Origin of the sequence: Gryllotalpicola ginsengisoli DSM 22003 (assembly GCF_000419445.1) — a bacterium.
GTDB lineage: Bacteria > Actinomycetota > Actinomycetes > Actinomycetales > Microbacteriaceae > Gryllotalpicola > Gryllotalpicola ginsengisoli.
The window spans coordinates 283,743-308,179 of record NZ_AULK01000003.1 but is presented as its reverse complement, the minus strand read 5'-3'; the positions used below and the strand labels follow the sequence as shown (position 1 = coordinate 308,179).

General features: G+C 71.2%; 20 protein-coding genes. 12 read left to right on the top strand and 8 right to left on the bottom strand.

What is annotated here, in order from left to right; translation table 11 throughout:
• Together H563_RS15715 and H563_RS0108180 are read left to right on the top strand one after the other, a co-directional pair.
• On the top strand, nucleotides 1-1,161 hold the full coding sequence (locus H563_RS15715; RefSeq protein ID WP_022882120.1) for a glycosyltransferase: 1,161 nt from the start codon (nucleotides 1-3) through the stop codon (nucleotides 1,159-1,161).
• Complete coding sequence (locus H563_RS0108180; protein WP_022882119.1) at nucleotides 1,158-2,417, top strand: glycosyltransferase 87 family protein; 1,260 nt, start codon at nucleotides 1,158-1,160, stop codon at nucleotides 2,415-2,417. Before H563_RS15715 ends, H563_RS0108180 begins: the two co-directional genes overlap by 4 nt.
• A 35-nt stretch (nucleotides 2,418-2,452) precedes the next feature.
• Here H563_RS0108180 and H563_RS0108175 read toward each other — a convergent pair whose 3' ends face one another.
• Entirely contained in the window at nucleotides 2,453-3,013 is a 561-nt protein-coding gene (locus H563_RS0108175; protein WP_022882118.1) for a TetR/AcrR family transcriptional regulator, read from the bottom strand.
• Between the two features lie 74 nt (nucleotides 3,014-3,087).
• On the opposite strand from H563_RS0108175, the gene H563_RS0108170 reads away from it, so the two are divergent.
• Entirely contained in the window at nucleotides 3,088-4,005 is a 918-nt protein-coding gene (locus H563_RS0108170; RefSeq protein ID WP_022882117.1) for an SDR family oxidoreductase, read from the top strand.
• Between the two features lie 111 nt (nucleotides 4,006-4,116).
• Entirely contained in the window at nucleotides 4,117-5,208 is a 1,092-nt protein-coding gene (locus tag H563_RS15710; protein ID WP_022882116.1) for an acyltransferase family protein, read from the top strand.
• 50 nt (nucleotides 5,209-5,258) lie between these two features.
• On the opposite strand, the gene recQ is transcribed toward H563_RS15710, so the two are convergent.
• Nucleotides 5,259-7,130: a DNA helicase RecQ gene (gene recQ, locus H563_RS0108160; protein WP_033210038.1), complete on the bottom strand. Its 1,872-nt coding sequence runs from the start codon at nucleotides 7,128-7,130 to the stop codon at nucleotides 5,259-5,261.
• 60 nt (nucleotides 7,131-7,190) lie between these two features.
• On the opposite strand from recQ, the gene H563_RS18305 reads away from it, so the two are divergent.
• The 5 genes from H563_RS18305 (at nucleotide 7,191) to H563_RS0108135 (ending at nucleotide 11,604) form a co-directional block, all read left to right on the top strand.
• Nucleotides 7,191-7,802 carry a hypothetical protein gene (locus H563_RS18305; RefSeq protein WP_022882114.1) on the top strand — a complete coding sequence of 204 codons (612 nt, stop codon included), beginning with the start codon at nucleotides 7,191-7,193 and terminating at the stop codon, nucleotides 7,800-7,802.
• A 112-nt stretch (nucleotides 7,803-7,914) separates the two neighbouring features.
• On the top strand, nucleotides 7,915-8,631 hold the full coding sequence (locus H563_RS0108150) for a YcnI family copper-binding membrane protein (protein WP_022882113.1): 717 nt from the start codon (nucleotides 7,915-7,917) through the stop codon (nucleotides 8,629-8,631).
• Nucleotides 8,628-9,218, top strand: coding sequence for a copper resistance CopC family protein (locus tag H563_RS15705; protein WP_022882112.1), 591 nt, complete (start codon nucleotides 8,628-8,630; stop codon nucleotides 9,216-9,218). Before H563_RS0108150 ends, H563_RS15705 begins: the two co-directional genes overlap by 4 nt.
• A gap of 147 nt (nucleotides 9,219-9,365) precedes the next feature.
• Nucleotides 9,366-11,111, top strand: a complete 1,746-nt coding sequence (locus H563_RS0108140; protein WP_022882111.1) for an MFS transporter — start codon at nucleotides 9,366-9,368, stop codon at nucleotides 11,109-11,111.
• Between the two features lie 7 nt (nucleotides 11,112-11,118).
• Nucleotides 11,119-11,604, top strand: coding sequence for a MarR family winged helix-turn-helix transcriptional regulator (locus tag H563_RS0108135; protein ID WP_022882110.1), 486 nt, complete (start codon nucleotides 11,119-11,121; stop codon nucleotides 11,602-11,604).
• Nucleotides 11,605-11,999: 395 nt separating this feature from the next.
• Here the strand turns inward: H563_RS0108135 and H563_RS15700 are convergent, their stop codons facing one another.
• The 3 genes from H563_RS15700 to H563_RS0108120 all read right to left on the bottom strand — a co-directional run bounded on the left by H563_RS15700 (nucleotide 12,000) and on the right by H563_RS0108120 (nucleotide 17,239).
• Entirely contained in the window at nucleotides 12,000-14,576 is a 2,577-nt protein-coding gene (locus H563_RS15700) for a beta-glucosidase family protein (RefSeq protein WP_022882109.1), read from the bottom strand.
• A gap of 55 nt (nucleotides 14,577-14,631) precedes the next feature.
• Nucleotides 14,632-15,318: an SDR family oxidoreductase gene (locus H563_RS0108125; protein WP_022882108.1), complete on the bottom strand. Its 687-nt coding sequence runs from the start codon at nucleotides 15,316-15,318 to the stop codon at nucleotides 14,632-14,634.
• A gap of 106 nt (nucleotides 15,319-15,424) precedes the next feature.
• The gene (locus H563_RS0108120; RefSeq protein ID WP_022882107.1) at nucleotides 15,425-17,239 is read right to left on the bottom strand and encodes a DEAD/DEAH box helicase; all 1,815 of its coding nucleotides are present in this window, start codon (nucleotides 17,237-17,239) and stop codon (nucleotides 15,425-15,427) included.
• Between the two features lie 290 nt (nucleotides 17,240-17,529).
• Here H563_RS0108120 and H563_RS0108115 point away from each other — a divergent pair, with 290 nt between their 5' ends.
• Nucleotides 17,530-18,405, top strand: coding sequence for an alpha/beta hydrolase (locus tag H563_RS0108115; RefSeq protein WP_022882106.1), 876 nt, complete (start codon nucleotides 17,530-17,532; stop codon nucleotides 18,403-18,405).
• 24 nt (nucleotides 18,406-18,429) lie between these two features.
• Here H563_RS0108115 and H563_RS0108110 read toward each other — a convergent pair whose 3' ends face one another.
• Genes H563_RS0108110 through H563_RS17355 form a run of 3 tightly spaced genes read right to left on the bottom strand, consistent with a single transcriptional unit; the run spans nucleotide 18,430 to nucleotide 22,749 of the window.
• Nucleotides 18,430-18,861 carry a DUF4870 domain-containing protein gene (locus tag H563_RS0108110; RefSeq protein ID WP_022882105.1) on the bottom strand — a complete coding sequence of 144 codons (432 nt, stop codon included), beginning with the start codon at nucleotides 18,859-18,861 and terminating at the stop codon, nucleotides 18,430-18,432.
• On the bottom strand, nucleotides 18,858-22,199 hold the full coding sequence (locus H563_RS15695; protein ID WP_022882104.1) for an efflux RND transporter permease subunit: 3,342 nt from the start codon (nucleotides 22,197-22,199) through the stop codon (nucleotides 18,858-18,860). The genes H563_RS0108110 and H563_RS15695 overlap by 4 nt, the downstream gene beginning before the upstream one ends.
• A gap of 52 nt (nucleotides 22,200-22,251) precedes the next feature.
• Complete coding sequence (locus H563_RS17355; protein WP_022882103.1) at nucleotides 22,252-22,749, bottom strand: GNAT family N-acetyltransferase; 498 nt, start codon at nucleotides 22,747-22,749, stop codon at nucleotides 22,252-22,254.
• Between the two features lie 101 nt (nucleotides 22,750-22,850).
• On the opposite strand from H563_RS17355, the gene H563_RS0108095 reads away from it, so the two are divergent.
• Entirely contained in the window at nucleotides 22,851-23,702 is an 852-nt protein-coding gene (locus tag H563_RS0108095) for a DUF4097 family beta strand repeat-containing protein (RefSeq protein WP_022882102.1), read from the top strand.
• A complete protein-coding gene (locus H563_RS0108090; protein WP_022882101.1) occupies nucleotides 23,699-24,322 on the top strand; it encodes a PadR family transcriptional regulator in 624 nt (207 codons plus the stop codon). The genes H563_RS0108095 and H563_RS0108090 overlap by 4 nt, the downstream gene beginning before the upstream one ends.
• The last annotated feature ends 115 nt before the right edge of the window (nucleotides 24,323-24,437 follow it).

Below are 24,437 nucleotides of genomic sequence, written 5' to 3'. Positions count from 1 at the left end.
ATGGACGTCACCATCATCGTGCCGACCTTCAATGAGTCGTTGAACGTCGAAGAACTGGTCCGCCGCACCGAACAAGCAGTGGGCGAGCGGGCCGTCGAGCTTCTCTTCGTCGACGACTCGACGGACGACACCCCGGAGGTCATCCGCCGAGTGGCGGCGTCGTCCCGCATCCCGGTCCGTCTCATCCACCGCGAGGAGCCGGTCGACGGCCTCGGCGGGGCGGTGCTTGAGGGCTACCGCGCCGCGGCGGGCAGGTGGGCCGTCGTCATGGACGGCGATCTGCAGCACCCGCCAGAGATGCTGCCCGGACTGATCGACAAAGCGCTCGACGGCCGGTGGGACCTGGTTGCCGGATCCCGTTTCGTCCCCGGCGGGGACGCCGAGGGGCTCGCGAACGGATTCCGCGTGCTGCTGACCCACTTCTCCACACGCCTCGTCAAGCTGCTCTTCCCCCGTCGGCTCAAGGGTTCGACCGACCCGATGTCCGGTTTCTTCGCGGTGCGACTCGACCGGATCGACCTGGATCGGCTGCACCCGCGGGGCTTCAAGATCCTGCTCGAGGTGCTGTGCCGTACCCCGCTGCGGGTCGCCGAGATCCCGGCGACCCTCGCCCCGCGCGTGGCCGGCGAGTCGAAGGGCGACATCAAGCAGGCGTGGCGGCTGGCCCGGCAGATCGTCGAGCTGCGCATCGGGCGGATGCCCGGTTTCGCGTTCATCGGACTCATCGGCGGCATCGCCAACCTCGCGATCATGTGGGGGCTCGAGCACGTCGGGGTCGGCTACCTGTCGGCCGCGATCGTCGCGGCGGCCACGACCATCATCGGCAACTTCGTGGCCCAGGAGCATTTCCTGTATCACGACCTGCGCGCGGGCGCCCGGAAGCTGTGGTGGCGCTTCAGCCACTCCGTGGGATTCAACGGCGCCGAGTCCGCGGTGCGCACTTTCGCGCTGTGGGTGGCCGTGGAGCTGCTGAGCCTGCACGACCGGGCCGTGCTCGCGCAGGCCGCGCTGCTGGTCATCGGATTCTTCCTGCGTTACGCGTATCACGAGCGGGTCGTGTACAAGCAGCTGGGTCAGGGCGGCTCGGCGGAGCGGCCTGGCAGGCCGGTGGCGATCCGTCCCGTGCCCGTCCTCCTGCCCGACGAGGCGGCGGAGTCGTGACGACACGCGCCGCCGTCGCCACGGAGGGCGGTCCCGCGCTGCCCTTCCGGGTCGCCGCGGCGGTTCCGAGCTCTGAGCTCTGGCAGCTCGTCCGTCGGGTGTGGCCGGCGCTCGTCGGTACGGTCGTCGTCGGCGTGGCGTTCGTCGCGCTCATGCCGGCGGGGCTGCCGTACGACGAGCCGTCGCACTGGCTGAACGTGCTCTACTACCTCGACCATCACCGGATGCCGGCGCTCGGCGATCCCGGCACGAGCTACGAGGCGCAGATGGGTCCGCTCGCCTACGTGCTCGACGCCGTCGTGGCCGCACCGTTCCGCGCCCTCGGCGGGGATCAACTCGCTTTCTACGCCGTCCGGTCGCTCGGCATCGTCCTGCACCTCGCCGTGACGCTCACGCTCACCGCCATCGCGGTGCGCGCGCTGCCGGCGCGGACGCATGCCGCGCCGGTGGTCGCCGTCGCGGTCGGCGTCAACCCGATGCTGCTGGCCATGGCGACCTCGATCCAGAACGACGAACTGGCACTCCTGCTGGTCGGGCTCGGCATCCTCGTGATCGGGGACGGGCGCGGGTCGTCGCTGCTTCCGCCGGCTGTCGCGGGTGCACTGGTCGGGCTCGCGATCATCACCAAAGCGACGATGTCGCCCGTCGCACTCGCCCTCGCGATCCTGCTGCTCGTGCGCCGGCGCTGGCTCGGCACGATCGTCTTCGCGGCCGCAACGACGCTGGTCGCCGGGTGGTGGTTCGTGCGCAACCTGGTGCTGTACGGGGACCTGACGGCGCAGTCGGGAATGACCGCCGCCGGGTACAGCTTCCCGGCCTGGTCGGGCGTGTCGGCGGCCGACCTCGCGCAGAACGCCATCACGTACCTCTGGTTGCCGACCGAGTACGTGCGGAACACGGTGCACAGCCCGACGCCGGTGGACCTGCTCGTGCTGGCCCTGACCGGCGCCGCGCTCGTCGGCGTGGTGCTGCTCGCGTGGACCACCCGGCGGAACCCCGTCAGAATGCTCACGCTCGCCGGCGTCGCCGCCCTTTCCATCGGCAGCTGGGCGGTCGTCGTGGTGACCACCCAGGCGCTCGCGTTCCGCACCGCCTATTCGGCCCTGCCGTTCGTGTTCACCGCGGTCGGCGCTCTCGCGGTGCTCGGGCGACGGTGGGTGCTGCTGGTGCTCGGCGCGGCGGTCCTCGGCATCGACGTGTGGTTCCTGATCCAGCTCGTGCCGCTGGCCCACGTCACGCTTATCCACTTCCGTTGAGGCCCCGCGTGAGCGCGGCCTGAGGTTGCGCCCGCTTACGCCGCGGCAGCCCTCAGCTCGGCCAGCACCTCGCGCGTGAGCGCCGTGAGATCCAGCTCCTCCTCGGCCTGCACCCACCGCTGGAACGCGAGGTGGAACGCGACCGCTCCGAGCTCGGCGGTCAGCCGCGCGGTCGACTCGGCGACCCCGCGCCGCCGCAGCGCCTCGCTCAGCTCGTCGACGAGGTGGGCGCGCTTGATCTGCTCCCGCTCCCGCAACGGCGCGTTCGCGTCGATCACCGACTGCCGCAACCGCGCGTACGGGTGCATGCCTGCGAAGGCCGCCGTCGCTGCGTCGAGCCCCGCCGACAGCGCCTCGAGGGGCTTCGCCGCGGCGGGGGCTGAGGCGATGGCATCCGTGAACGTCGCGAAGTACGCGGCGGGGTCGCCGAAGAGCACCTCGCGCTTGTCCGAGAACTGACGGAAGAAGGTGCGCTCGGTGAGCCCGGCGCGCGCCGCGATGTCGGCGACCGTCGTCGCGTCGTATCCGCGCTCGAGGAACAACTCGAGCGCCGCCTGGGCGAGGCGGCCCCGTGCGTCCGGTTCCCAACGTCCCACGCATCCGATTCTAAGTGATGACAGATCCTGACATCGATGCTAGCGTGATGACAGTTCCTGACATTGGAGGACGCATGAAGATCTTCGTCACCGGAGCGAGTGGGCACATCGGCCAGCTCGTCACCGCAGAGCTCGTCGAGGCCGGCCACCAGGTCGTGGGCCTCGCCCGGAACGACGCCGGCGCCGAGCGCGTCGCGAAGCAGGGCGGCGATCCGGTCGTCGGCACCGTGGACGACACCGATCGCCTGGCCGAGCTGGCCGCCGCCGCGGACGGCGTCGTGAACCTCGCGTTCAAGCACGACGCGGGCGACTTCGGGGCCGCCGTCGCGGCGGACCGGGCGCTGATCGGCGCGATCGCTGACGCGCTCGACGGCTCGGGCAAGCCGTTCCTGGCCGCCTCGGGCACCATGATGCTCGTCGGCCAGGTCGCGCCGGGCGAGGTCGGCACGGAGGACACCCCGATCGACGCGGAGAGCGCTCCCAACCCTCGCGCCGTCACCGAGCAACTGCTGCTCGGCCTCGCTGCGCGCGGAGTGCGATCGGCGGCGCTGCGCCTCTCGCCCACGGTGCACGGCCCGACCGACTTCCACGGCTTCATCCCCTCGCTCATCGCGGGCGCACGTGCGGCGGGCTCGTTCGGCTACGTCGGCGACGGGTCGAACCGGTGGCCGGCCGTGCACAATCTCGATGCGGCGCACCTGATCCGGCTCGCTCTGGAGAAGGAGGATCTGCCCGCGGGCATCCCGCTGCACGTCGCCGCCGAGGAGGGCATCCCGTTCCGGCGCATCGCCGAGGCGATCGCGCGCGGGGCCGGCGTCCCGATCGAGAGCGTCTCGCAGCAGACGGCGGCCGAGCGCTACGGCTTCGTCGGCGCGTTCATCGGGCTCGACAACCCGACCTCGAGTGCGAAGACGCGGGAGTTGCTCGGCTGGCAGCCCACGCACAGCGGACTGCTGGAAGACCTCGCGGACGGGTTCTACTTCACCCGCTGAAGACCAGCGGAATGGCTCGGCTCGCAACCCACGCTCAGGCAGGGGTTTCGGGATAATGGCGCCAGAAGTGGGGATAGTGACAAATACTCATTCTCACTGCAGAGTGTGCCCATGCGCTATCGCCCGGAGCTCGACGGCCTGCGAACACTCGCCGTCTTCGCGGTCATCGCCACCCACCTCACACTGCCATACGCCGCGGGCGGGTGGATGGGCGTCGACGTCTTCTTCGTCCTGTCCGGCTACCTCATCACGTCGATCCTGCTGGGCGAGCACGACCGCTTCGGCTCGATCTCCCTCGGGCGGTTCTACTCGCGCCGCCTGCTACGGCTCTATCCCGCGCTCATCGCCCTCATCGTCATCGGGGCCGCGTTCTTCCCATACCTCACCGGCTCGCTGCAGGGCTACGCAGACGCTGCCGCATTCGCGGGCTTCTACGTGTCCGACTTCGTGGCGGGCACGGGCCACTCCGGCGCCCTCGGCAGCCTGATAGCGACGTGGAGCCTCGCGGTCGAAGAGCACTTCTATCTTCTCTGGCCGCCGGCCTTGATCCTCATGCTCCGCTTCCGGCACGGCGTCCTCAAGTGGACGGCGGCCGCGGGCGGAGTCAGCCTGGCATCCCTGGTCGTCGCCTCGTTCTTCCAGACCAGTGATGGCTCCATAGACGCCGCCTACTACCTTCCGTCATCGCGGTTCTGCACGCTTCTACTCGGCTGCGCGATCGCCGTCCTACTGCAGCGCCGCGTACGCGTCAAGGCACTCGAAAGCGCGTGGGCCGGCGCGGGTATCGCGCTGGCGGCTGCCTCGCTGGTGCTCGCGGCCAACTATCTCGGGCGATACCCGCACTTTGCGTGGGAGTCGCCGGCCATCGGCCTGCTCAGCGCCGCAATGATTTGGCACCTCACGACCGCCGACCGCTCCATCGTGCGGGTGGTGCTGTCGTGGGCGCCGCTGGTATGGGCTGGAAGGCGCTCTTACGGCATCTACCTCTACCACCTTCCGGTGATGGCGGTCCTGCAGTCCGCGGTGCTGCCGCACTTCCCGGTTCGACATCTGATCTTCAGTGCCGTGGTTTATGGCGTGACGATCGCCGTCGCCGCACTGTCGTACCGGTTCCTTGAGTCGCCGTTCCTGCGACTCAAGACACGCTTCAGTCCCTCCCGAGTGCGGTCCGCCGCCGCATCGCCGGAGGTCGCGGCCGCCTGACGCCGCGATCGGAGCGCTCCTCTGCGCCCTGACCGGGGCGCGAGCCGTGCCTATGCCGCGTCCCGGGCCGACTGCGCCACCACCTCGAGCAGCGCCTCGCCGTACTGATCGAGCTTCTTCGCGCCGATGCCCGTGATGCCCTCGAGCTCCTCGAGGCGCGTCGGCCGGGCCGAGGCGACCGCGCGCAGCGTCGCATCGCCGAAGACGATGTAGGCGGGCACCGACTGCTCGCGGGCGGTCTGCGCGCGCCACTCGCGCAGGGCTTCGAAGAGCGGACGGGCCTCCTCGGGAAGTTCTGCGACCGAGGCTCCGCGGTCTCCATTCGCGCGGCGCGCGAGTCGAGCGGCGGATGCGTCGACCACGTCCTGCCGCAGCTGCACCGACCGCTCGCCGCGCAGCACCGCCGCCGAGGCATCCGTGATCTGCAGCGTGCCGTAGCCGTCGTCGCTCACCGCGAGCAACCCGGTCGCGAGCAGCTGGCGCACGACGCCGCGCCACTGGGCGGCGCTCAGGTCTTGGCCGATGCCCCAGGTGGCGAGCGCGTCATGGCCCAGCTGTTCGACGCGCGGCGTGCGCTTGCCGACGAGGACGTCGATCAGATGGCCGGCGCCGTACTGCTGGCCGCGCTCGCGCTTCAGCCGCACCACCGTCGACAGCAGCTTCTGCGCGGGCACGGTGCCGTCGAACACGGCCGGCGGGGCGAGGCAGGTGTCGCAGTTGCCACATGGCTGCGAGGCCTGCCCGAAGTACGACAGCAGGTTGACCCGGCGGCACTCCACGGTCTCGCACAGGGCGAGCATCGCGTCGAGGTGCTGCCCCATGCGCTGGCGGTAGGCACGGTCGCCGGGCGACTTGTCGATCAGCTGCCGCTGCTGCACCACGTCGGCCAGGCCGTAGGCGAGCCAGGCGACCGCGGGCTGCCCGTCGCGGCCGGCGCGGCCCGTCTCCTGGTAGTAGCCCTCGACCGACTTGGGCAGGTCGATGTGCGCGACGAAGCGCACGTCGGGCTTGTCGATGCCCATGCCGAACGCGATGGTCGCGACGATCACCACGCCGTCTTCGCGCAGGAACCGCGTCTGGGTCTCGTGGCGCACGGATGCCTCGAGCCCGGCGTGGTACGGCAAGGCGTTGATGCCCTGCGCACGCAGGTACTCGGCGGTCTTCTCGACCGTGGCGCGGGAGAGCGCGTAGACGATGCCGGCCGCCGGCACGGGCACGCCCGCCGCGTCGATCGACTCGGCCTGCTGGGTGCGGATGAAGTCGACCAGCTGATGGCGCACGTCGTCTTTGGGCACGATGCGGTACTGGATGTTGGGCCGGTCGAAGCTCGCCACGAAGTGCGCGGCGTCGTGCATGGCCAGCCGCTCGGTGATCTCGCGGTGCGTGGCCTCGGTCGCCGTCGCCGTCAGCGCGATGCGCGGCACCTCGGGCCAGAGCTCGGCCAGGTTGGACAGCCACAGGTAGTCGGGGCGGAAGTCGTGGCCCCACTGGCTCACGCAGTGCGCCTCGTCGATGGCGAACAGGGCGATGCGGCCGCGCCGCAGCAGCTCCTGCATGCGCGGCGTGGAGAGCCCCTCGGGTGCGACGTAGAGCAGGTCGAGCCGGCCGTCGACGAAGGCCTGCTCGACCTCGCGACGCTCCTCCGGCGACTGGGTCGAGTTGAGGTAGGCCGCCGGCACGCCCACGGCCCGCAGCGCCTCGACCTGGTCGTGCATCAGCGCGATCAGCGGCGAGATGACGACCCCGGTGCCCTCGCGCAGCATCGACGGGATCTGGTAGGTCAGGCTCTTGCCGCCGCCGGTGGGCATCAGCACCACCGCGTCGCCGCCCGCGACGAGCCGGTCGATGATCGCCGCCTGCTCGCCCCGGAACTCGCTGTAGCCGAAGACACGGTGCAGCACGTCCAAGGGGGTGGGAGCCATGCCGCCCAGCGTAACCGCCACCACCGACGTTCCGAGTCCGGCCGGATACCCTTGTGGATCATGACGGAGCGGCACCAGCGCGCGATCCGCGGCATGCTCGCCGCGACGCTCGCGGTGTTCGTCGCGGCGCTGTTCCACGTGGCCGGCGGCGGGGCCGTCCCCGGCACGCTCGGCGTCATCGTCTCGCTCGCATTCGCGGTGCCCGCGAGCGTGCTGCTCACCGGCCCGCGCCCCGCCATGTGGCGACTGGCGGCGTCCGTCGTGGTGAGCCAGGTCGCCTTCCACGTGCTGTTCTCGCTCGGGCAGCCGAGCGCGGTTCGACTCATCGGCGACGCGCGGATGGCGGGCATGCCGGGGATGGGGCTGAGCGTCAGCGGTGCGTCGGCCCAGGCATCCGTCGCCTCGCCGGCCGCGCAGGCGGCGATGTGGGTCGGTCATGCTGCGGCCGCGCTGGTCACGATCGCCGCGCTGCGCCACGGCGAGCGCGTGCTGGCACGGATGCTGGCGCTCGCCGCACTCGGACTGCGTCGCGCCCTCGATCTGGTGCAGGCGCGGCCGCTGCCGCGCCCGCGCTTCACGCTGTGCCCGGCACCCCGTGCCGCACGCACCCCGGCGCTGCTGCTCGGAATGCTGCGCCACCGCGGCCCTCCTGTTCCGTCCCCTGCGGGTTGATGCGCGGCCGCGGCCGCGTCTGAACGACCCGCCGCCGCATCGCCCCACACCCATCCGGCTTCGAGACGGCCGCTTCGCGGCCCCTCAGCCATCGGATTCGAACAGGATCTCCATGAACAGACGCTTCACCCTGCGCGCGCTCGCGGCCGTCACGGCCGGCGCGGCGCTCGCCCTCGCCGCGCCGCTCGCGGCCAGCGCCCACGTGCGCATCTCCCCCGACACCGCCGAAGCCGGCGGCTACACCTACGTCACCTTCCGGGTGCCGACCGAGTCGGCGACGGCGAGCACCACCAAGCTCGTCATCGAGCTGCCCACCGACACCCCGTTCACCTCCGTGAGCTTCGAGGCCGTGCCCGGCTGGACGGCGAAGGTGACGAACGCGAAGCTGCCCAAGCCGGTCGACGTGGGCGGCAGCACGATCAAAGAGGCGCCGCGCACGATCACCTTCACGGCCACCGGTTCCGGCATCGCGCCGGGCCAGTTCGGGCAGTTCACCGTGTCGCTCGGCAAGGTGCCCGACACCGGCAAGGTGCTGCTGCCGGCGACGCAGACCTACTCCGACGGCACGGTCGTGAAGTGGGATGAGCCGACCCCGGCCTCGGGCGACGAGCCCGAGCATCCGGCGCCCACGCTGTACATCGACGACGCCCCGCCCGCCGGCGACGACGGGTCCACGGTCACGGCGAGCCCGGAGGCCGCACCAGCGACCGCGACCGAGAGCGACGGCACCGCGACGGCCGCGCTCGTCATCGGGGTGGCGGGCGTGGTGATCGGCGCCGCGGGCCTCGTCACCGCCGTCGTCGCCCTCACCCGCAGAAGGGCGTCATGAGGGCGCGGCGCGGGCGGCTGATCGCAGTCGCGGCGGCTGCCGTTGCGGCATCCGTTCTCTTCATCGCGCCCGCGGCAAGCGCGCACGACTTCCTCGTCTCGAGCGACCCGAAGGACGGCGCGACGGTCTCGTCGGCTCTGTCGACCGTGTCGCTCGACTTCGACGACGTCGTGCTCGACGAGAACGGGCGCGGCGCGCTGGTGCAGGTGACGGATGCCTCGGGCCGCAACTACGAGACCGACTGCGCGTCGGTCGACGGGCGCGACGTCACGGTGCCGGTCGCGCTCGGAGCGCCGGGCCAGTACCGGGTGACCTGGCAGATCGTGTCGGCCGACGGGCACCCGGTGAGCTCGTCGATCCAGTTCGACTACCGGGGGCCCAAGGCCGGGTCGGGCCACGAGGGGCCGCTGGCGAAGTGCGGCACCACGGTGACGGCTCCGGCCGCGCAGGCGACGGATGCCCCGTCCTCCGGCACCGTGCCGACCTCGGTCGTCGTGGCGCTGGTCATCGCCGGCGGCGTCGTCGTGCTCGCGGTCGTGGCGGTCGGTGTGCTGCTCGTGGTCACCCGCCGCCGACGGGCCGAGTAGGACAGTGCGGCTCATCCTCACCGGGCGCCGGCGCCGGGTGAGGATGAGCCGCACTCGGGCGCAGGACGCGCCGGCTCGGAACATCCGGAAGCCAGCTATAGTTAGTTAGCACCGAGCAACTAAATTCGCGCAACCAGGAAGAGCCCCGTGTCCAACTCGCTGTTCAGCAAAGACCACCCGCACTACAAGTGGGTCGCCCTCAGCAACACCACGCTCGGCATGCTGATGGCGACGATCAACTCCTCGATCGTGATCATCTCGCTGCCGGCCATCTTCACCGGCATCAAGATCAACCCGCTCGACCCGGCCAATGTGAGCTACCTGCTGTGGATCCTGATGGGCTACATGCTCGTCACCGCGGTGCTCGTGGTCACCTTCGGCCGCCTCGGCGACATGTTCGGGCGCGTGCGCATCTACAACGCCGGGTTCGTCGTGTTCACCATCGGCTCGATCGCGCTCGCGTTCGACCCGTTCACCGGCGGCCACGGGGCGGTGTGGCTGATCCTGTGGCGCTTCGTGCAGGGCATCGGCGGCGCCATGCTGTTCGCGAACTCGACGGCGATCATCACGGATGCATTCCCGGCCAACCGGCGCGGCATGGCGCTCGGCATCAACCAGGTCGCCGCCATCGCCGGCTCGTTCATCGGCCTCATCGTGGGCGGTGTGCTCGCCGACGTCGACTGGCGCGCGGTCTTCTTCGTCTCCGTGCCGGTCGGCATCATCGGCACGATCTGGGCGTACAAGTCGCTGCACGAGGTCGGCCAGCGCAACGTCGGCAAGATGGACTGGTGGGGCAACGCCCTGTTCGCCGGGGGCCTGACCGCCCTGCTCACCGGCATCACCTACGGCATCCAGCCCTACGGCGACTCGGCCACCGGGTGGACGAACCCGTGGGTGCTCGCCGGCCTCGTCGGCGGGGCGGCGCTGCTCGTCGCATTCGTCGTCGTCGAGCTCAAGCAGACGTCGCCGATGTTCGAGATGCGGCTGTTCCGCATCCGCGCCTTCTCCATGGCGATCCTCGCCGGCCTGCTGGCGTCGATCGGCCGCGGCGGGCTGCAGTTCATGCTCATCATCTGGCTGCAGGGCATCTGGCTGCCGCTGCACGGCGTCGCCTACGACCAGACCCCGCTGATGGCCGGCTTCGCGATGCTGCCGATCACCATCGGCTTCCTCATCGCGGGGCCCCTGTCGGGCACGCTCTCCGACCGCTTCGGGGCGCGGTTCTTCGCCACGGCGGGACTGATCGTGGTCGCGATCACCTTCGTCCTGCTGCTGCTGATCCCGACCGACTTCAACTACGCGGCCTTCGCCGTGATCACCTTCTTCAACGGCATCGGCTCGGGCATGTTCGGCGCCCCGAACCGCTCGGCGATCATGAACTCGGTGCCCGCCAACCAGCGGGGGGCGGCGAGCGGGATGGCCGGCACCGTGCAGAACTCGGGCACCAGCCTGTCGATGGGCATCTTCTTCTCCCTGCTCATCGCGGGCCTGGCCGCGAGCCTGCCGTCGACGCTCCTGCACGGCCTCACGGCGCAGGGCGTGCCCGACAAGGCGGCCCAGAGCATCTCGCAACTGCCGCCGGTCTCCAGCGTCTTCGCCGCGTTCCTCGGCTACAACCCGATGCAGACCATGCTCGGCCCGGCCGGCGCGAACGTGCTCGACACGCTGTCGGCGTCGGCGCAGCGAACCCTCACCGGCACGGAGTTCTTCCCGAACCTCATCTCGCAGCCGTTCCACTCGGGCCTCTTCGTGGTGTTCATCGCCGCGGCGGCCATGTCGGTGATCGCTGCGATCGCGTCGCTCGTGCGCGGCAAGCACTACGTCCACGAACTGCACACGCAGAACGTGGCAGACTCTGTCGCGACCACCGCACCTGCGACGGAGAAGGCGTGATACCGAGATGACCGCTCACCGGTCGCCGAGCACGGCGGCGCCGACCCTGCCGGCACCGGAGGACAGCGACTTCGCGACCCGGCTGGCCGTCGCGATCGGGCGGATCAACCGGCGCATCCGCCCCACCCGCGACGGCCTCAGCCACGGCCTCGTCTCGGCGCTCGGCAGCGTCGTGCGCCTCGGCCAGGTGCGACCGGGCGACCTGGCGCGACTCGAGGCGGTCGCGGCGCCCACCATGACCCGCATCGTCGCCGACCTGGAGGCCAAAGGGCTGATCACCCGCCGCCCCGACCCGACCGACGGGCGCTCGTTCTTCGTCGTCGCGACCCCGGCCGGCATCGATGCGATCCACCGGGCGCGGTTCGAGCGCGCCGAGCGCCTCAACGCGCTGTTCGAGGGCGTCTCTGCAGAGCAGCGCCGCGCGGTCGAGGCGGCGCTCGAGGGCCTCGAGGCGGCCGCGGCGCAGGGCCTCACCGACCCGCAGCCGCGGTAGGGGCCGGGCTCTCACCGCGCCTGCTCCCTGAGGAGCGCGAAGCGCGTCTCGAAAGGTGGTCCCTGAGGAGCGCGAAGCGCGTCTCGAAGGGCGGTCCCTGAGGAGCGCCCGCAGGGCGCGTCTCGAAGGGCGGGCGGCGCCGCCCCGCACCGAAACGACGCAAACGGATGCTTCGCCCCAGCCACAACCGCATCTACTGTCGTCTCGTCGAAATCCCTTCTGCCGAAACTGCACTCGTTGCGGGCAAGCCTGGCGTGAAGCATCCGTTGGTGTTGTTTCGGCGCAGTGGGGTTTCGATACGGCCGCGTTGCGGCCTGCTCAACCAGCGGGGGTGGGGGCAGGCTTCGAGACGGCGCTTCGTGCGTCCTCAGCCGGCGGAGGCGAGCCGTGGCGCGCTACAGCGTGATGGTGACGGCCGCGCCGTCGTCGAGGGCATCGGATGCCGCGCGCAGCACGTACTCACCGTGCGGCAGCACCCAGCGCTGCTCGTCGACGCTCCACACCTGGAAGGCGCGCAGCGGCAGACGGACGGTGAGCGCGGCGACCCGGTCGGCCTTGACGTCGAGCGTGCCGAAACCGGCGAACCAGCGCTCGGGCCGGTCGAATTCGCCGTGCTCGGCGGCCGGCCCCGACAGGTAGAACTGCACCACCGCGCGGCCGTCGCGCAGCGACCGGTTCGTCACGGCGACGGTGACCGGAAGCCGGTCTCCGTCCCACTCCTCGGCGACGAGCGGCGCGGCGATGGCGAAGTCGGCGTACCCCTGGCCGTATCCGAACGGGCGGGCCGGCACGCGGCCGAGCCTGCGCCAGCCGCGGTAGCCGATGTGCACCCCCTCGCGGTAGTCGACGACCCCGTCCACCGGCACGGCGTCGGGCACCGGCACATCGGCCTCGGAGCCCGGCAGCGTCCACGGCAGGCGCCCGCTCGGCTCGACGGCGCCGCTCAGCGCGTCGACCAGCCCGCCCGCACCCTCCTGGCCGGGCAGCCACCACCACAGGGCGGCCGGCACGTCGTCCAGCCAGGGCAGGATCACCGGGGCGCCGGCGTTCACCACGGCGACCGTGCGCGGATTGGCCGCGGCCACCCGGGTCACCAGCTCGTCCTGGCGTCCGGGCAGGGCGAGGCTCGTGCGGTCCCAGCCCTCCGACTCGGTCTCCTCGTCGGTGCCGACGATCACGATCGCGACGTCGGCCGCGGCGGCGGCCCGGACGGCCTCATCGATCTCGGCGGCGACGTCCGCGGCATCCGCGTCATGGCGCAGTTCGAACCGCACGAAGCGGCTGTACGCACCGGCATCGACGACCTGGCCCTCCAGCCGGATCTCGACCGTGCGCTCCTCGCCCTCCGCCAGCTCGTAGACACGGCTCGGGCCGGCGGGGCGGTTCGCGGAGGAGTCGAGGATCACGTTCTCGTCGGCGAACTCGTCGGATTCGTCGACCAGCTCGTCGTCGAACCAGATGCGACGGATGCCGACGGCGCCGACCTCGACGCGGTGCCGGCCGGCGCCGCTGAGCGACACCCGGGCGTGCACGATCGCGCGCTCGGCGCCCCGGGGCACTCCGCGGTTCCAGCCTTCGTCGGCGGGCACGAGGCGCGGCTCGCCGACCGGGTCGCCGGCCGCGTCGAGCAGCTGCAGCCGGTAGCCGGCCTCGCCCTCCGCGGCGGTCACGAGCGCGGGGTCGATCAGGGGCGCGAAGCGCCGCGCCGGCCCGCCGCGATGCACCGTCACCTGGGCGTCGGGGAACGCGGCGCGCAGCGCCTGCGCGACGTCGACGCCGTACGGCGCATTCACGACGGCGCTGCCGCCGCCCTGCACGAACGGCTCGGTCGCGTTCGGGCCGATGAGGGCGATCGAGTTCACGGATGCCGCATCCAACGGCAGCACGCCGTCCCGGTTCTGCAGCACCACGGTCGCCCGCGCCACGGCTTCGCGCAGCAGCGAGCGCACCTCGTCGGAATCGGGTGCGGCGGGGGCGTGGGGGCTTCGAGACGCCCGCTCCGCGGGCTCCTCAGCCGCCGGAGGGGTGGCCCCTGAGGAGGGCGCGGAGCGCCCGTCTCGAAGGGCGGTCCCTGAGGAGGGCGCGGAGCGCCCGTCTCGAAGGGCGGTCCCTGAGGAGCGGCCATCGGCCGCGTCTCGAAGGGTGTCCACCCGCGCCGCGAGGCGCTGGATGCGCGCGACCTTGTCGTCGATGACGCTCTCGGGCACGAGGCCCGCGCGCACGGCGTCGACGAGCTGCTGCTCCCACGGGCCGCCGGGCCCGGGCATCACGAGATCGAGCCCGCCGAGCGCCGACTCGACCGTCGTCTTCGTCGCGAGCCAGTCGCTGACGACCACGCCGTCGAAGCCCCACTCGCCCTTGAGCACGGTGTTGATCAGGTAGGAGTGGTCGGTCGCGTGCGCCGCCTCGCCGCCCGCGTCGACCCGGTTGTACGCGGCCATGATCGACCACACGCCAGCCCGCTTCACGGCGGCCTCGAACGGGGCGAGGTACACCTCGCGCAGCGCCTGCTCGCCGACGCGCGCGAGGTACGAGGTGCGCTCGGTCTCGGACTCGTTGCCGACGAAGTGCTTCACGCACACCCCGACGCCCTCGGCCTGCACGGCGCGCACGAACGCGACCATGACGTCGCTCGTCAGCAGCGGGTCTTCGCTGTACATCTCGAAGTGGCGCCCCGCCACCGGAGTGCGCTGCAGGTTGACGACCGGCGCGAGCACGACGTCGATGCCGAGCCGCCGCGCCTCCCGCCCCAGCAGCGCGCCGAGCCGGGCGACCAGGTCGAGATCCCAGCTGGCGGCGACCGCCGACGGGTTCGGCAGCTGGGCGGCGACCGGTGCGGGCTCGGCGATGCCGCGGATGCCGATCGGCCCGTCGCTGAGCGCGAGGGCCCGCACGCCGAGTTCGGGGATGTCGTACGTGGTGAACGGCGTCTCGCCGGTCAGCAGCCGGACCTTCTGCTCGAGCGTGGGCATGTTCTCCTCATCGGGACCAGACGACGTTTCAGCCTATCCGCCGCCGGGGTGCCGCTCAGAGCGCGGTGACGCCTCGCAGCTTGTGCCCGATCGAGATCGACTCGCCCGAGATGGCGCCCGCGAGCGGCGACGCCAGGAACGCGATGAGGTCGGCGACCTGCGCCGGGGTGGAGTCGCCCGGCACCAGCCGCTCAGGCGCCGCCGTCGACGCGTCGTCGCGCACCGGACCGGGATTGACCACGTTGACGGTCACCCCGGTACCGGCCAGCGCGTCGGCGAGGTGCTTGGCCGCCACGAGCAGCGCGGCGTTGCGCAGGCCGGCCGCGAGGTTGCCGGTGAGATAGCCGATCTGCCCGCACACGGCGACGATGCGGCCGTATCCGGCATCCGTCATCGCGGGCACGACCGCGTTCGCGACGCGCACGAAGCCGAGCGCCTTGCCGTCCACCGCGTCGGCGAGATCGGATGCTTCGCCGACCGTCACCTTCGGCAGCGTCTGCGCCGGCGGGGCGGCGGCCACGACCAGCGCGTCGATGCGGCCGTACCGATCGAGCACCTGCTCCACGGCGGCCCGCGCCGACGCGTCGTCGCGGGCGTCGAGGGCGACGCCGCCCTCCTGAGGATGCCGCGACGCGGGCACGACCGTGGCGCCTTCCGCCTCCAGCCGTGCCCGCACCGCGCTGCCGATCAGTCCGGTGCCGCCTGCCACGAGCACGAGCTTCCCGTTGTATCCGAGGTCCATGCTGAAGAGCGTAGGCGCGGTGCGCTACTCGGATCCGCCGTGCGCTACCCGGGTCCGAGGCGCGGGCCGCGGATCCGAGTAGCGCACGAGCGCGGGGCGTGAGCGATCAGAACGACGAGAGCAGCGCGTCGCCGGGGCGCACCTCGGTCCACTCGGCGTCGATCTCGGCGCGGTCGAGCAGGCCCTCCACCTTGCGGCGGCGGTTGCGGGAGACGAGCGTCACGACGGTGCCCGCCTTGCCGGCGCGGCCGGTGCGGCCGGAGCGATGCAGGTAGGTCTTGTACTCGTCGGGCGCGTCGGCCTGAACCACGAGGTCGATGTCGTCGACGTGGATGCCGCGGGCCGCGACATCCGTCGCCACCAGCACGCTCACGCGGCCCTTCCTCAGCTTCTCGAGGTTGCGCGTGCGCTTGGCCTGGTTCAGGTCGCCGTGCAGCGCGACGGCGGGCACGCCCGCGGCGTCGAGTTCCTCGGCGAGGTCTTCGGCGTAGGAGCGGGTGCGGGAGAAGATCAGCGTCTTGCCGTCACGGCTCGCGAGCTCCTCGATCACGCGCAGCTTCTCGCGGTGGTCGATCAGCAGTACGCGGTGCTCGATGGTGCCCGAGGCCTGGTCCTCGCCGGCGACCTCGTGCACGGCCGGCTCGACGAGGAACTCGTTGACGAGCGCGGCGACGCCCGTGTCGAGGGTGGCGGAGAAGAGCAGCTTCTGACCGCCCTCGCTCGTGCGGCGCAGGATGCGCTGCACCGGCTCGAGGAACCCGAGGTCGCACATGTGGTCGGCCTCGTCGAGCACCGTGACGTGCACTTCGGAGAGGTCGAGACGGCCCTGCTCCACGAGGTCCTCGATGCGGCCGGGGGTGCCGATGACGATGTCGACGCCCCGCTGGAGCGCCATGACCTGAGCGCGCTGCGGCACGCCGCCGTAGACCTGCGTGGTGAACAGCCCGACCTCGCGGGCGATGGGCTGCACGGTGCGGTCGATCTGCAGCGCCAGCTCGCGGGTCGGAGCCAGGATCAGTGCGCGGGGGGCGCGGCCCTGCTGGCGCTTGCGGCGGGTGCCGGCGGCGATGGCCTCGGAGCCCTCGCGCAGCAGCCGCTCGACGGTCGGCGCGCCGAAGGCGATGGTCTTGCCGCTGCCCGTGCGGCCGCGGCCGAGCACGTCGCGCCCGGCGAGCACGTCGGGGATCGTGGCGGCCTGGATGGGGAACGGATGCGCCGCGCCGAGGCCCTCGAGGGCACGGATGATTCCGGAGCCGAGGCCCAGGTCGGCGAAGGTGGTGTTCACGACGTCGGCGGCGGTGGTCGCCTCGGCCTGCAGCTTCTCGAGCACGACGTCGTCGGCTTCGGTGAACTGCTGCTTCGGCTGCTCGCCGTAGAACGTGGAGGGGCGGCGCTCGGGCCGCTCGTCACGGTCGAAGCGACGGGCCGGACGGTCGTCGCGGTCGAACCGCCGAGCCGGACGCTCGTCGCGCTCGAAGCGACGCGCCGGACGCTCGTCACGGTCGAACCGCCGAGCCGGACGATCGTCACGGTCGAAGCGACGGGCCGGCCGCTCGTCGCGCTCGAACCCGCGCGAGGGACGCGCGTCGCGGTCGTATCCGCGCGCCGGCCGCTCCTCGCGCTCGAAGCGGCGCCCGCCGCGGTCTGCGCGCTGAGGGCGGTCTGCGCGCTGGGGGCGCTCGTCGCGCTCGAACCGGCCCTCGCCGCGGCGGTCGGCCGAGTGGCCGCGGGCGACGCGCTCGGCGCTGTTCCAGCGCGGCTTCTTGCCGGTCGGGGCCTCTGCCTCGGGGCGGTAGCCGCGGTGCCCGGCGCTGCGCGAGCCCGGCTTGTCGTCGCGCCGCGAGCTCTTCGCGGACCGGGCGTACGACGGGTCGAAGTTCTTGGGGGCTCGGCCTGCGCCGCGGTGCGGGTTCTTGGGCATGGAGGTACCGCTTTCTGAAATGGAGGGGATTGCATGGCAGAACCCGCGACGAAAGGTCGCGTCCTTGCAGATCCGCAGAATGCTGCGGGCCGTTCACACAGTGGATAAGAAGGGGGCGCACACGCCCCACCGGCCCGACTGACACACATACCGCCGGCCCCGAAAGGGCCGCGTCAGAAAGCCGACCCCCTCACGGTACGGCATCAGTCTGGGAGACCGCCCGCCGGCCGGTACTCCTGAGCTCCTGTGCGCTTATGCTCATGGCAACACTGCAACGGGAGAACCGCCGAATGGCCACGCACATCTCACCGGCGTGGGCACTCCGAAGGCGGTGGCGCTCCCTCGCCGTCGTCCTCACCCTCGCCGTCGCCGCGCCCCTGGCCGGCTGCGTTGCGACGAGCGGCACGACCCAGGCGGCCGGCGCCGGGCACGCGGCGTCGCGGCCCGACGAGAGCGCCCCTCCCGGCGTCGTCGTGACCGCCGACGTCCCGTACGTGTCGGGCGGCACGAGCCGGCAGCGGCTCGACGTGTGCGCGCCGGCCCAGGCATCCGATTCGACCGCGTCGACGGCCTCGCCCACCACGACCGCAACCGCGACGACCACGACGGCATCGACCACGACGGCATCGACCACCACGACGACCACGGATGCGCGCCCGGCGGTCATCCTCATCCACGGCGGCGGCTGGAGGAGCGGCGACAAGGCCGGCCAGTCCATGCACGACGTCTGCACCTGGCTGGCGCGCTCCGGCTTCGTCACCTTCAACATCGACTACCGGCTGGCCCCGGCCACCCGGTACTCCGGGCAGATCGCCGACGTCGAGGCCGCGCTGCGCTTCATCCGATCGCACGCGACCGTCGAGCGGTACGACATCGACCCGGCCCGCGTGGGCGTGCTCGGCTGCCGCACCCTCGACGACTGCCCCACGGCCGCCGCGGCCCCGCCCGTGCGCTTCGTCGACCCGAGCGACCCGCCGACGTTCATCGTGCAGAGCGAGCACGACTTCGTGCCGCCGCTCGCCGGCGACCGGCTGAAGGCGAAGCTCGAGGCGGCCGGCGTGCCGGTCACCCTCGTGCAGAAGTCCGGCAGCGCCCACTCCATCGCCCTGCTGCATGCCGACGTTCGCGAGCAGATCGTCGCGTTCCTGCACCAGCAGCTCGGCTGAGCCGGGCGCCGGCCAGGGCCGCGCTCAGCCGTCCCAGCTGGCGGCGCCCTTGACCGGGCGCCAGGTGAACGCCGTCTCGAAGGCGCGCCCCTTCACCGCGGCGACGATGCCCATGACCCCGTAGGCGATCGTCATCAGCGTCGCGACCACCCACACCCCGAGGAACACGAACGCGAGCGCGCCCAGCACGAACGGCGCCAGGCTCGAGAACACCCCCAGCAGATAGACGACCACCGCGCAGATCACCGAGACGAGGGCATACGTGATGGTCCAGTTCGCCGCGTTGCGGGCGTTCACGGCGCCGACGTCGCGCTGCTTGTTGTACCAGTGGTAGGCGAACACCCCCGCGACGACGAACACGAGCGGGGCGATCACGGGGCAGATCAGCGAGCCGAGGGTGAGCACCCAGGCCCACGTCCCCTTGCGGGTGGGCAGGTCGGTCGAGGCGTCCGTCACGCGTCCACGCTATCGGGCTGGGCCTGGGCGGATGCCTCGCGGCCGGCCCGCTTCGCCGCCCGGCGGTCGCGCGCGCCCTCGACGAGGTTGTACAGCGTCGGCAGCACGATCAACGTCAGCAGCGTGGAGGAGACGAGTCCGCCGATCACCACGATTGCGAGCGGCTGCGAGATGAACGACCCGTGCCCGGTCAGGCCGAACGCCATCGGCAGCAGCGCGAAGATCGTCGCCAGCGCCGTCATCAGGATCGGCCGCAGCCGGCGGGAGGCGCCGTGCGCGACGGCGTCGGGCACCGTGTGCCCGCGGGCGCGGTACTGGTTCACCAGGTCGACGAGCACGATGGCGTTGGTGACGACGATGCCGATCAGCATCAGCACGCCGATCAGCGAGGCGACGCCGAGCGGGATGCGCGAGATGAGCTGCAGCGCGATCGCGCCGGTCGCCGCGAACGGCACCGACACGAGCAGCAGCAGCGGCTGCCGCAGCGACTTGAAGGTCGCGACCATGACGACGTAGACGATGAGAATGGCGGCGAGCAGCGCGAGCCCGAGCTGCGAGAACGCCTTCGACTGGTCGGCCGAGACGCCGCCGATCGTGGCATCCGCCCCGGCCGGCAGTTTGACGTCGGCGAGCGCGGCCGACACGTCGCTGTTCGCGGCGCTCAGGTCGTCCCCGGCAGGGGTTGCGGTGATCGTGGCGCTGCGCAGCCCCTTCTCGGTCGTGACCGACGACGGGCCCGTCGCCTCGTGCACGTCGGCGATGCTGGAGAGCGCGACCTCTCCGGTCGCGGTCGGCACCTGCAGCTTCTTCAGCTGGTCGACGGTCGTGGGCGCATCCGGGTCGTCGAGGTAGATCTCGAGCGTCGTCGAGTCGATCGCGATCGTGCCCACCTGCTGCGGCTGCATGGCCTGCGAGACGATCGAGCCGACGGCGGCCTCGGTGAGCCCGACCTCGGCCGCCTTCTCGCGGTCGACGTCGACGGCGAGGTACGGCAGCGACGCCGACAGGTTGCTGGTCACCTGCTTCAGCGTCGAGTAGCCCGACAGCTTCTTCACGAGCGCATCGGATGCGGCGCGCAGCTCCGCGTCGTTCGAGGCCGTGACGTCGACCTCGATGTCGCTGGACTCGCCGCCGAGGCCCGATGACGAGGAGAGCACGATCTCGCCGGCATCCGTGATCTTCTTGAGCCTCTTCTCGACGGTGTCCTGCAGCGCCTCCTGGTCGGCGTCGGGGTTGGTGGTGATGGAGAAGGTCGTGCCGCCCGTGCCGCCGCCGAACGCGTCGCTGAGCGCGCTGCCCGTGGAGCCGACGGAGGTCTGCACGGTCTCGATGCCCGTGATCTTGAGCAGCACGTTCTCGACCTTGCGCGCGGCCGCGTCCTTGGCGGCGAGGCTCGAGCCCGGGTCCAGATGCTGGTTCACCGTCATGGTGTTCTGCCCGCTTGAGCCGAGGAAGTTGGTGGTGAGCAGGGGCGCGAGGCCGAGCGTGCCGATCAGCACGATCACCGCGATGATCACGGTGAGGCCGGAGTGGCGCAGCGTCCACCGGATGATCGGCAGATACCCGCGCTGCAGGGCCGACGGCCGCTCCAACTCGTCGATCCGGCCTTCTTCGATCTGCGCCTCGATGGCGGCGCGGCTGCCCTCGGTGAGCTTCGGCGGCCGCACGAACCAGTACGCGAGCACCGGCACGATGGTGAGCGCCACGAGCAGCGAGGCCAGCAGCGCGATGGTCACGGTGAGCGCGAACGGGCGGAACAGCTCGCCGGTCACGTCGCTCACGAAGGCGATCGGCAGGAACACGGCGACCGTGGTGATCGTCGAGGCCGTGATCGCGCCGGCCACCTCGCCCACGGCCTTGATAACTGTGGCGGCGCGGTCGGCGCCGGGAACGAGGTGCCGCTTGATGTTCTCGATGACCACGATCGAGTCGTCGATGACGCGGCCGACGGCGATCGTGAGACCGCCGAGCGTGATGATGTTCAGCGTGTAGCCCGCGCCCCACATCACGATGAAGGTGATCAGCACGCTGACCGGGATCGAGATCGCCGTCACGATCGTGGCGCGCACCGAGAACAGGAACACCAGGATCACGATCACCGCGAAGGCGAGGCCGAGCAGGCCCTCCTCCGCCAGCGACGAGATCGACTGCTCGATGAACGGCGACTGGTCGAACACGACGGTGAGCTTGACGTTCGACCCGAGCTTGTCCTCGAGGTCGGGCATCAGGTCTTTCACGCCGTTCGCCACCTCGACCGTGTTGGCGCTGGGCAGCTTGGTGACGGCGATCGTGAGCGCCGGCTTGCCGTTCACGCGCGACAGCGAGGTGGTCGGGTCGGTGGCGAGCTTGACGGATGCGACGTCGCCGATCGTCTTCGGCTTCGCCGCCTCCGTCGGCTGAGGAGCCTGCGCAGCAGCCGTCGCTGTACTCGTCGGCTGAGCCGCACTCGTCGGCTGAGCCGCACTCGTCGGCTGAGGAGCCTGCGCAGCAGGCGTCTCGAAGCCCCCGCCCGCCGCCGCGGAACTCTCCCCCGAGGCATCCGTGCCCGCGCTTGTGCTCGTGCTCGCGCTGCCTGTGCTCGTGCTGCTCGCCGACGACCCGCCGATCAGCGGCAGCGACCTGATGTCGTCGAGGGAGGTGAGCTGCGACCCGCCCTGCACGCTGAGCGTCTTGCCGTGCTCGGTGATCGAGCCGCCCGGGATCAGCACGCCGTTGCTCTGCAGCGCGTCGGTGATCGACTGAGTGGTGAGCCCGGCGGCCGCGAGCTTCGCCGCATCGGGGGTGATGGTGACGCGCTTGCCCGCCACTCCGATCAGTTGCGCGTCGCTGACTCCGTCGACCTTCTTCACCTCGGGCAGGGCGAGCCGGGTGATGTCGTCGCCGAGCTTCGCGGTGTCGCTGACCCCGGTCGCCGCGATCTCCACCACCGGCAGGTCGTCGATGCTCGCGCTGATCACCTGCGGGTCGACGCCGTCGGGCAGTTGCGACTTGATCCGATTGATCGCTTGGTCGATCTTCTGCTCGGCCGTGGCGAGGTCGGTGCCGTAGGTGAACTCGGCGGTGATCAGCGACTGGTCCGTGTTGCTGACCGCCGAGGTGTTTTCGAGGTCGGGAACCGACTGGATAGCCTGCTCGATCGGGTCGCTGACGTCGTTCGCGACCACCTCCGGGCTCGCGCCCTGGTAGCTCGTCATCACGACGAGCTCGGGGAACTGGATGGTCGGCGTCAGCTCCTGCTTCAGGTGGGTGAGGGCCACCCCGCCGAAGAACGCGGCGCAGATCGTGATGAGGGCGATGAGCGCCCGGTTCCTCATGCTCAGCACGGCGAGGTTGCGCATGGGGGCATCCTTCCAGCCGCGGGTCACGCACACCTGAGCGTCCGCGCGAGGATCAGAGCTCCCGTCGCCACAGATCCGACGGATGCTCCCCCTCATGCGGATGCACCACCCGGTTCATCGGCACGGTATCGGCCGGACTTCGCTCGAAACCCGCCCGAGTCAGAAGACGCTCCCCCGGCGCCCATCCGCGGGGGCACGAGGCGCGAACGGCGCGATATCCGGTCTCGCGTGCCCGCCCGAGCGCCGCCGATCCGATCCCCACTCGCTGCCGCCGGGGATGCACCAGTAACAGTGACGAGGTCACTACGCCGATCTGCGGCCAGTCGAGCACGGCGTCGACGACACCTACCGGCTCGCCGTCCGCAGTGACGGTGAGCACTCGCTTCTGCTCCGGGGCGGCACCCTCTGGCAGCGCATAGAACAAGCTCTGCAGGTCCCCCGGCTCCGGGAAATACCCGGTCAACGCGAGCGCGAAGTCCTCCGCCGCCAGGATGCCGGACAGAACAGCGTCGCCATCGCTCGGCTCGAACCCGCGCACCTCGACCCGCACCTCTCCATGATGCCGCAGTTCACGGTTGCAAACGCGATATATCGTGTTACGCTCGGCGGCAGGAGCAAACGCGATATATCGCGACAACAGGGAGGGCGGCAATGTCCGAAGAGAAATGGCTCATCAACCCGGGCCAGACCAAGACCATCGATCTCGACGGCATCCGCGCCGTGAAGATCGGTCTGATCGGCGGCCAGGTCGACGTGATCGGGCACGACGAGCCGACGACGCGCGTCGAGATCACCTACGTCGAGGGCAAGGACCTCAAGGTCACGCTCACCGGCGACAAGCTCGAGATCGACCACCCGCAGCTGCGCTGGGACAACTTCATCGAGGTGTTCAAGTCGTGGAACGGCAAGGCGAAGGCGCACGTCAGCGTGCTCGTGCCGCGCGACGTCGCGCTCAAGCTCGGCACCGTCAGCGCCGACGCGCTCGTGTCGGGCCTCATCACCGACGCCGAGCTGAGCACGGTCAGCGGCGACCTCACCGCCGACACCCTGGTCGGCGACCTCCGGCTCAACGCGGTCAGCGGAGAGCTGGCGGTCCGGGCCCACCTCGGCGCGCTCAAGGCCAACACGGTCTCCGGCGACGTGACCGCGAGCGGCACCCTGAGCCGCGTCTCGGTCGACGGCGTCAGCGGCAATGTGTTCCTCGACGTGGCGGGCATCCCCGACACGATCCGCTCCAATACCGTCAGCGGCGACCTCACCCTGCGCATCGACGCCGACGTGCCGGCGCGCTACAAGGTCAACACCGTCAGCGGCGTGCTGCAGGTGCAGAACTCCATCTTCCGCGGGGCCTCGGCCCGCAACTTCGACTACCAGGACGGCCCGCTCGACGGGCACTGGATCGAGGTCACGGCGAACTCCGTCAGCGGCAACCTCTCGGTCGTGCGACGCGCACCGGCGCAAGCATCCGATGACGCGCACAGGACGGGGCAGCCGAGCGCATGACCCCGCCCGTCTTCAGCCACGGCAGCCTGCGCCTCTACCTGCTGAGCCTGCTCGAGGACGCCCCGCGGCACGGCTACGAGCTCATCCAGGCCCTCGAGGGGCGCTTCGGCGGCACCTACAGCCCGAGCGCCGGCACCATCTACCCGCGCCTCTCGAAGCTCGAGGAGGACGGGCTCGTGACCAAGACCACCGTCGGCCGCAAGACGGTCTACGAGATCACGGATGCGGGGCGCGCCGAGCTCGCCGCGCGCGAAGCCGAGCTCGAGACGATCGAGCAGGAGGTCACCGACTCGGTGCGACGCCTGGCCGACGAGGTGCGCGAGGGCGTGAACCTCGCACTCAAGTCGCTGCGCGCCGACCTCGCGAGCGCCGCCCGCGAGTCCAAGCGCGACGCCCGGGAGGGCGTGCGGAACGTGCAGAGCGCCGTCGCCGACGCGCAGCTGAGTTCGCGGTTCGCGCTGCGGGAGGCCGAGCTCGCGATCAACAACTTCCGGCAGCAGCTGCGCAGCGAGTTGCGCGCGCACGCCGCGCGCGGCGAGCTGACGGATGCCGCGGTCGGCCGCCTGCGCGCCGAGCTGGCCCGGGTGCGCGCCGAGCTGATCGATAGCCTGCGGCACTGAGGCGGCACTGGGCGCTGCGGCGCTCATGCGAGCCGCTCCCGTTACCCCGCGGGATCACCCGTCAAACGCCCCGAGACTCGGCATTGGATGGGTGCCGGCTGAGCGCTGGCCTTGA